The organism is Nocardioides sp. CPCC 206348, assembly GCF_048654705.1.
Lineage (GTDB): Bacteria > Actinomycetota > Actinomycetes > Propionibacteriales > Nocardioidaceae > Nocardioides.
Window position 1 is genome coordinate 1 of sequence record NZ_JBMCZA010000106.1, and the last position, 7,548, is coordinate 7,548.

The window sequence follows — 7,548 nt, forward strand, 5'->3', positions numbered from 1 at the left end:
TCAGTGCGGGTCCTCGGCGAGGGTGATCTCGATGCCGCCCAGCAGGGCTGCGGCCATGTTGTAGAGGAACGCGGTGAGCGTCGCCGTCGCGGTGATGAGTACGACGTCGATGGCTGCCACGAGCATGGTGAAGCCGAGCACGCGGCTGGTGCCGACGTAGTCCTCGATCCGGAACCCGGCGACGTCCTCACCGCCGATGCTCTCCTGGATCGTGGAGTTGATCGAGTCCCAGACGCCCGCAGCGCCGAGGACCTGCCACACCATCGCGACCGAGACCACGGTGACGACGGCGAACGCGATCGACAACAGGAACGCCGTCTTCATGACCGACCAGGGGTCGATCCGCGTCAGGCGCAGCCGTGCGCGACGCGGAGCACGCCCCCGTGCGGCGGCCCCGGCCGCCGCAGCGGCCGGTGTCGCCTGCGGCATCGGAGCGCGCGCCGACTGACCTGCGCCCGGCGCCGCTGCAAAGGCGGTGCGGCTCGCCGTGTCATCGATGCGCTCGGTCATCAGCTCTCACTCTCTCCGGATTCGGATCCTTCGATTGTGGCATCCGGAGCCTGATCGGGCGATTCCGTCGCCGGCGCGGAGGCGTCGGCCCCCTCGCCCGCACCCTCCTCGTCCAGCTCCTTCGCCTCGACCGATCGAGCGACGACCGCAACCGAGTCGCCCTTCTTCGGGGTGACGAAGTTGACGCCCTGCGTGGACCGGCCGGTGACCCGGAAGTCCTCGTTGATCGGGCTGCGCACGACCTGGCCGGTGGCAGTGATGGAGAGGATCCCGTCGCCGTCGATCACGATGAACGCGCCGACCAGCGAACCGCGGTCCTCGTTGGTCAGGGTCATCGCCTTGATGCCGAGGCCGCCGCGCGACTGGAGGCGGTACTCGGAGATCCGGGTCCGCTTGGCCTTGCCGGCGTCGGTGATCGTGAAGACGTACTGGACATCGGCGTCGGACTCCTCGTGCGCCACGTCGGCCGCCCGGATCACCGCCATGGACAGCAGTGCGTCGCCCGAGCGGAACTTCATGCCCGTGACACCGGACGTGGCCCGGCCCATCGGCCGCAGCTGCGAGTCGTCCGCGGGGAATCGGATCGCCTGTCCCTTGCGGGACACCAGCAGGATGTGGTCCTCGCTGTTGACCAGCTCGGCCCCGATCAGCTCGTCGTCGTCCTCGCGGAAGTTGATCGCGATGACGCCGGCCTGGCGGGGGCTGTTGTAGTCCCCGAGGCGGGTCTTCTTGACCAGGCCGCGTCGCGTCGCGAGGACGAGGTACGGCGCCTGCTCGTAGTCCCGGATCGCGAGCACCTGGGCGATCGACTCGTCCGGCTGGAACGACAGCAGTCCGGCGACGTGGCCGCCCTTGGCGTCACGCGACGCCTCGGGCAGGTTGTACGCCTTGGTGCGGTAGACCCGGCCGGCGGTCGTGAAGAACAGCAACCAGTGGTGGTTGGTCGTCGAGATGAAGTGCTCGACGACGTCGTCACCGCGCAGCGAGGCGCCACGAACGCCCTTCCCGCCACGCTTCTGGGTGCGGTACTGGCTGGCAAGGGTCCGCTTGGCGTAGCCGCCGCGGGTGATGGAGACGACGAGCTCCTCGTCGGGGATCAGGTCCTCCATCGACAGGTCGCCGTCGGCCGCGATGATCTGCGAGCGGCGGTCGTTGCCGTACTTCTCGACGATCTCGCCGAGCTCGTCGATGACGATCTGCCGCTGGCGGCCGACGTTGGCGAGGATGTCCTTGTAGTCGGCGATCTCGATCTCGATCTCGGCCAGGTCATCGATGATCTTCTGGCGCTGCAGCGCGGCCAGCTGGCGCAGCTGCATGCCGAGGATGGCCTCGGCCTGGACCTCGTCGACGTCGAGCAGCGCCATCAGGCCGGTGCGGGCCTCGTTGGCGTCGGGGGAGCGCCGGATGAGGGCGATCACCTCGTCGAGCATGTCGAGCGCCTTGACCAGGCCGCGCAGGATGTGGGCGCGCTCCTCGGCCTTGCGGAGCTCGTACTCCGTACGACGTCGGATGACCTCGATCTGGTGGGTCACCCAGTTGCTGATGAACTGGTCGATCGTCAGCGTGCGCGGAACGCCGTCGACCAGTGCCAGCATGTTGGCGCTGAAGTTGGTCTGCAGCTCGGTGTGCTTGAGCAGGTTGTTGAGCACGACGCGGGCGACGGCGTCGCGCTTGAGCACGACCACCAGGCGCTGGCCGGTGCGGTCCGAGGTGTCGTCGCGGACGTCGCTGATGCCCTGCACCTTGCCGGAGTCGGCGAGCTCGGCGATCTTCAGCGCCAGGTTGTCCGGGTTCACCATGTAGGGCAGCTCGGTGATGACCAGGCAGGTCCTGCCCTTGCTGTCCTCGTCGACCTCGATCACCGCACGCTGGGTGATCGAGCCACGACCGGTGCGGTACGCCTGCTCGATGCCGGTGGTGCCGACGATCAGCGCACCGTTGGGGAAGTCGGGGCCCTTGATCCGCTCGAGCAGCGCCTCCTGGAGCTCCTCGCGGGTGGCGTCCGGGTGCTCGAGCGCCCAGGTCGCGCCGGCCGCGACCTCACGCAGGTTGTGCGGCGGGATGCTGGTGGCCATGCCGACCGCGATACCGGCGGAGCCGTTGACCAGCAGGTTCGGGAACCGGGCCGGGAGGACGACGGGCTCGGCGGACCGACCGTCGTAGTTCGGCTGGAAGTCGACGGTCTCCTTCTCGATGTCGCGGACCATCTCCAGCGCCAGCGGCGCCATCCGGCACTCGGTGTACCGCATGGCTGCGGCGGAGTCGTTGCCCGGCGAACCGAAGTTGCCCTGGCCGTTGATCAACGGCGCGCGCATCACCCACGGCTGGGCGAGCCGGACGAGGGTGTCGTAGATCGCCGTGTCGCCGTGCGGGTGGTACTGGCCCATGACGTCACCGACGACGCGCGAGCACTTGGAGAAGCCGCGATCGGGGCGGTACCCGCCGTCGTACATGGCGTAGAGGACGCGGCGGTGCACGGGCTTGAGGCCGTCGCGCACGTCGGGCAGCGCCCGGCCGACGATGACGGCCATGGCGTAGTCGATGTAGGCGCGCTGCATGGAGGTCTGCAGCTCGATCGGCTCGATCCGGCCGCCGAGGGGAGTGGGAGTCTCAGTCACGATTGGTCTTTCTGGCGTCGTCTATCGATATCTAAGAAAACCGCGAGAGTTCTAGATATCGAGGAATCGGACGTCCTTGGCGTTGCGCTGGATGAAGGAACGACGCTGCTCGACGTCCTCGCCCATCAGGATCGAGAAGATCTCGTCGGCCTGGGCCGCGTCGTCGAGCGTCACCTGCAGCATGAGGCGCTGGTCGGGGTCCATCGTGGTCTCCCACAGCTCCTTGGCGTTCATCTCGCCGAGACCCTTGTAGCGCTGGACCGGGTTCTCCTTGGGGAGCTTCTTGCCCTTGCTCAGGCCGTCGGCCATCAGCGAGTCGCGCTCATGGTCGGAATAGACGAACTCGTGCTCGTGCGGCTTGTTCCAGCGCAGCCGGTAGAGCGGCGGCTGGGCCATGTAGACGTAGCCGTGCTCGATGAGCGGCTTCATGAAGCGGAACAGCAGCGTGAGCAGCAGGGTGTTGATGTGGTGGCCGTCGACATCGGCGTCCGCCATCAGCACGACCTTGTGGTAGCGCAGCTTGTCCTCGTTGAACTCCTCGTGGATGCCCGTGCCGAGGGCGGAGATGATCGACTGGACCTCGGCGTTGCCGAGCACCTTGTCGATGCGCGCCTTCTCGACGTTCAGGATCTTTCCGCGGATCGGGAGGATCGCCTGGATGCGCGGGTCGCGACCCTGGCGCGCCGAGCCACCGGCGGAGTCACCCTCGACGATGAAGACCTCGCACTCGGCGGGGTTCGTCGACTGGCAGTCCGACAGCTTGCCGGGCAGGCTGCCGTTGCCGAGCAGGCCCTTGCGGCCGCGGGCCAGGTCGCGCGCCTTGCGGGCGGCGATCCGGGCAGTCGCCGCGGCCTGCGCCTTGCGGATGATCTCCTTGCCGTCGCTCGGGTTCTGCTCGAGCCACGCGCCGAGGCGGTCGTTGACGATCGACTGGACGAAGCCCTTGGCCTCGGTGTTGCCGAGCTTGGCCTTGGTCTGGCCCTCGAACTGGGGCTCGGAGATCTTGAGGCTGATGATCGCGGTCAGGCCCTCGCGGATGTCGTCACCGGTGAGGCGATCTTCCTTCTTCTTGATCATTCCCCACTCCTCACCCCACTTGTTGATGAGCGTGGTGAGTGCAGCGCGGAAGCCCTCTTCGTGGGTGCCACCCTCGGGGGTGTTGATGGTGTTCGCGAAGGTGTGGACCGACTCGTTGTACGACGTCGTCTGCCACTGCATCGCGAGCTCGAGGCTCATCGGGTTGTTCGCGTCGACCGGGGTCTCGGCATCGAAGTCGATGATCGAGCCGACGACCGTCTTGCGACGGTTGAGGAAGTCGACGTAGTCGGCCAGGCCGCGCTCGTACTGGAAGACCTGCTCCAGGGCCTTGTGGCCGTCGACCTCGGTCGCGTGGATCTCGGTCGCGGCAGCAGCCACGCCCTCCACCTCGACCGTGCCGTCCTCCACCGCGTCGGCCAGCTCCTCGGCCTTGGGCCGGGCGTCGACGAGCACGATCTTGAGGCCCTTGTTCAGGAAGGCCATCTCGCGGAAGCGGGTCGCGATCGTCTCGAGGCTGTAGTCGGTCGTCTCGAAGATGTCGGGGGAGGCCCACCACGTGACGGTGGTGCCGGTGCTCTCGCCGTCCTCGAGGGGGCGGACCTGGCGCAGGGGATAGTCGGGTACGCCGAGGGAGAACTCCTGCTCCCAGAGGTAGCCGCGGTTCTTCACCTCCAGGTGCAGGTGCGTCGAGAGCGCGTTGACGACCGACGAACCGACGCCGTGCAGACCGCCGGAGACCTTGTAGCCGCCGCCACCGAACTTGCCGCCGGCGTGCAGGACGGTCAGGGCCAGCGTCGCCGCCGGCAGGTCCTGGCCGGGTGCGGTGTCGGTCGGGATGCCGCGGCCGTTGTCGATCACGCTGATCGAGCCGTCGGCGTTCAACGTGATGTTGATCGTGTCGCAGTAGCCGGCCAGCGCCTCGTCGACCGCGTTGTCCACGATCTCCCAGATCAGGTGGTGCAGGCCGCGCTCACCGGTCGAACCGATGTACATGCCGGGGCGCTTGCGGACGGCTTCGAGCCCCTCCAGCACCTGGATTGCCGAGGCGTCGTACTCGACCTCATCGGCGGGAACCGCGGACACGGGCTGGTTGTCGTTGGACACGCAGGACCTCTTCTGGCTGGACCTCTTCACCGCCATGCCGGAGGCATGGCGAAGGCCGAGTCGTGCACACAGGTGACGCGTTCCCGGCCAGATGGCCATTCTAGCCTGCTGAGGGCCTCAGAACACGTTCTAAGCCCTCGGTACGGGGGGATCCTTGTGGAAAACCGGCCCTGAGCGGCTCATAACGCCGGTTTGGAGGGCCTGCGAGGGGGTCCGATGTGTCCCCGTACGGCCGAGAGGGCTGTTCGGGCCGCAGATCCGCCGCAACCGGATCACCCGTAGGTGTCCCGCGGACCGCGGCCGTCGCGGACGCCGCGCTTGCCGTGCTTCCAGGTCGGTGCGAGCGGTCCGAGCACCTCCACGACCGTGACCGTGCCCGTCCCGAGCTCCTCGTTCAGGCGACGCACGATGGTCGTGGCGAGCAGCTTGAGCTGGGTCGCCCACGCGGTCGACTCGGTCCGGACGACCAGGACGCCGTCGACCAGCGACTCGGGGGTCGAGTGGGCACCGATCTCGTCGCCGACGATCTCCGTCCAGCGACCGAACACCCCGCGCACCTGCAGGTCCAGGGCCCAGCCGCGGTCCTTGATCAGCTTGCCGAGCTCGCCCGAGAGCCCCTGCGGGTCGCGGCCGTCCGGGAAGGCGCCACTGAACTGCGGGTCACCGCGCCGGGCCCACGAGCCCGGACGGAAGGTGCCGTTGGCCGACGCCGTCGTGTCGGAGAACCGTCCGCCGCGGTGCTTGGCGGGCGTCGTGCTCGACCCGGCGGTGCCGAGGGTCTGCGCGCGGGCCAGGTCGAGGCCGTCGGCGTGGTGGTCCGGATCGGGCTCGACGGCGATCTCGTCGAGGTCATCAGCAACGTCGGCTGCGGTGTCGGCTGCTGCGTCGTCGGGTTCGATCGGCGGCTCAGTCACGGGTCACCTCACCGCCGGCCACGTGGAAGGTGACACCCCGCAGCTGGGGCGGGACGTCGGCCTCGACCGCTGCGGTGACGAGCACCTGCTCGGCGCCGGCGACGAGCTCGGCCAGCTGGGTACGGCGTTCGGCATCGAGCTCGGCGAACACGTCGTCGAGGACCAGGATCGGGTCGTCGCCGTCGGCCCTCAGCAGGTCGTACGACGCCAGCCGCAGCGCCAGCGCGAACGACCAGGACTCGCCGTGACTGGCGTAGCCGCGCACGGGCAACCGCTGGTCGTCACCGGGACCGAGGGTCAGCAGGATGTCGTCGCGGTGCGGGCCGACGAGCGTGACCCCGCGCCCGATCTCGTCGTGCTGGCGGCGCTCGAGCTCGGCGCGGAAGCTGTCGGTGAGGGGGTCTCGAGACGCTTGCAGAGCAAGCTCCTCGACCTCCGGCCCGGGCGGCGGGACGCTCGGCTGGTACTCCAGGCGCGCGTCGTCCCGCGACGCCCCACGGGCCACCGCCTCGTACGCCTTGCCGAGGTACGGCGCCAGGTCGGTCGCGAGCGCCTGCCGGGCCCGCAGCAGCTCGGTGCCGGTGGCGACGAGGTGGTCGTCCCACACCGCCAGCGTCGCGAGGGCGCCGTCGCGCGAGGAGCCCCGGGCGGCGTACATCGTCTTCAGCAGGGTGTTGCGTTGGCGCAGCACGCGCTCGTAGTCGGAGAGCACGCCCGCCATCCGTGGCGTGCGGAGCACGATCAGGTCATCGAGGAACCGGCGGCGCTGGCTCGGGTCGCCCTTCACGAGGGCGAGGTCCTCGGGGCTGAACACGACGGTGCGCACGATTCCCGCGAGGTCGCGTGCGCGCGACAGGGGTGAACGGTTGATGCGGGCACGGTTGGCGCGACCGGGGTTGAGCTCGACCTCGAGGATCGCGGTGCGGCCCTCGCGGACGACCGCCGCCCGGATCACGGCCTGGTCGGTGCCGGCCCGGATCAACGGGGCATCGGTCGCGACCCGGTGCGACGAGAGCCGCGACAGGTAGTCGATCGCCTCGACCAGATTGGTCTTCCCCTGCCCGTTGCGTCCCACGAACGCGGTGACCCCGGCGTCGAGCGCCACGTCGACATCGGCGTAGGACCGGAAGTCGTGGAGGGTCAGATGCGAGACGTGCACAGCCCCATCATCCCCCTCACCGACGACAACTTTTACGTGCCTCATCGGACATCCTCCGGGGCAACATGTTTGAAGAGGCCCTCGGGGACCTAGGCTGACGTCCATGACGCAACCTCCTCAGAACCCTCCGCCCCCCGGCGGCTATGGCTACGGCGCCCCCGCGCCCATCCCCTCCGGCGGCCCCTTCTACGTGAACGTGCTCGGC

5 protein-coding genes are annotated in these 7,548 nt (G+C 68.8%); all 5 read right to left on the minus strand.

Annotated elements, in window-relative coordinates:
• Window positions 1-510 (minus strand): DUF3566 domain-containing protein, encoded by a 510-nt coding sequence (locus tag ACOADB_RS05350; RefSeq protein ID WP_378596907.1) that lies wholly within the window; start codon window positions 508-510, stop codon window positions 1-3.
• Entirely contained in the window at window positions 510-3,128 is a 2,619-nt protein-coding gene (gene gyrA, locus ACOADB_RS05355; protein WP_378596908.1) for a DNA gyrase subunit A, read from the minus strand. Before gyrA ends, ACOADB_RS05350 begins: the two co-directional genes overlap by 1 nt.
• Window positions 3,129-3,179: 51 nt before the next feature.
• Window positions 3,180-5,270 carry a DNA topoisomerase (ATP-hydrolyzing) subunit B gene (gyrB, locus tag ACOADB_RS05360; protein WP_378596909.1) on the minus strand — a complete coding sequence of 697 codons (2,091 nt, stop codon included), beginning with the start codon at window positions 5,268-5,270 and terminating at the stop codon, window positions 3,180-3,182.
• Window positions 5,271-5,542: 272 nt separating this feature from the next.
• Window positions 5,543-6,184, minus strand: coding sequence for a DUF721 domain-containing protein (locus ACOADB_RS05365; protein ID WP_378596910.1), 642 nt, complete (start codon window positions 6,182-6,184; stop codon window positions 5,543-5,545).
• On the minus strand, window positions 6,177-7,343 hold the full coding sequence (recF, locus tag ACOADB_RS05370) for a DNA replication/repair protein RecF (protein WP_378596911.1): 1,167 nt from the start codon (window positions 7,341-7,343) through the stop codon (window positions 6,177-6,179). The genes ACOADB_RS05365 and recF overlap by 8 nt, the downstream gene beginning before the upstream one ends.
• Between the last annotated feature and the right edge of the window lie 205 nt (window positions 7,344-7,548).

Excerpts from the sequence above, each read along its gene's own strand:
- ACOADB_RS05350 (WP_378596907.1), bottom strand. The coding sequence starts at position 510 with ATGACCGAGCGCATCGATGACACGGCGAGCCGCACCGCCTTTGCAGCG.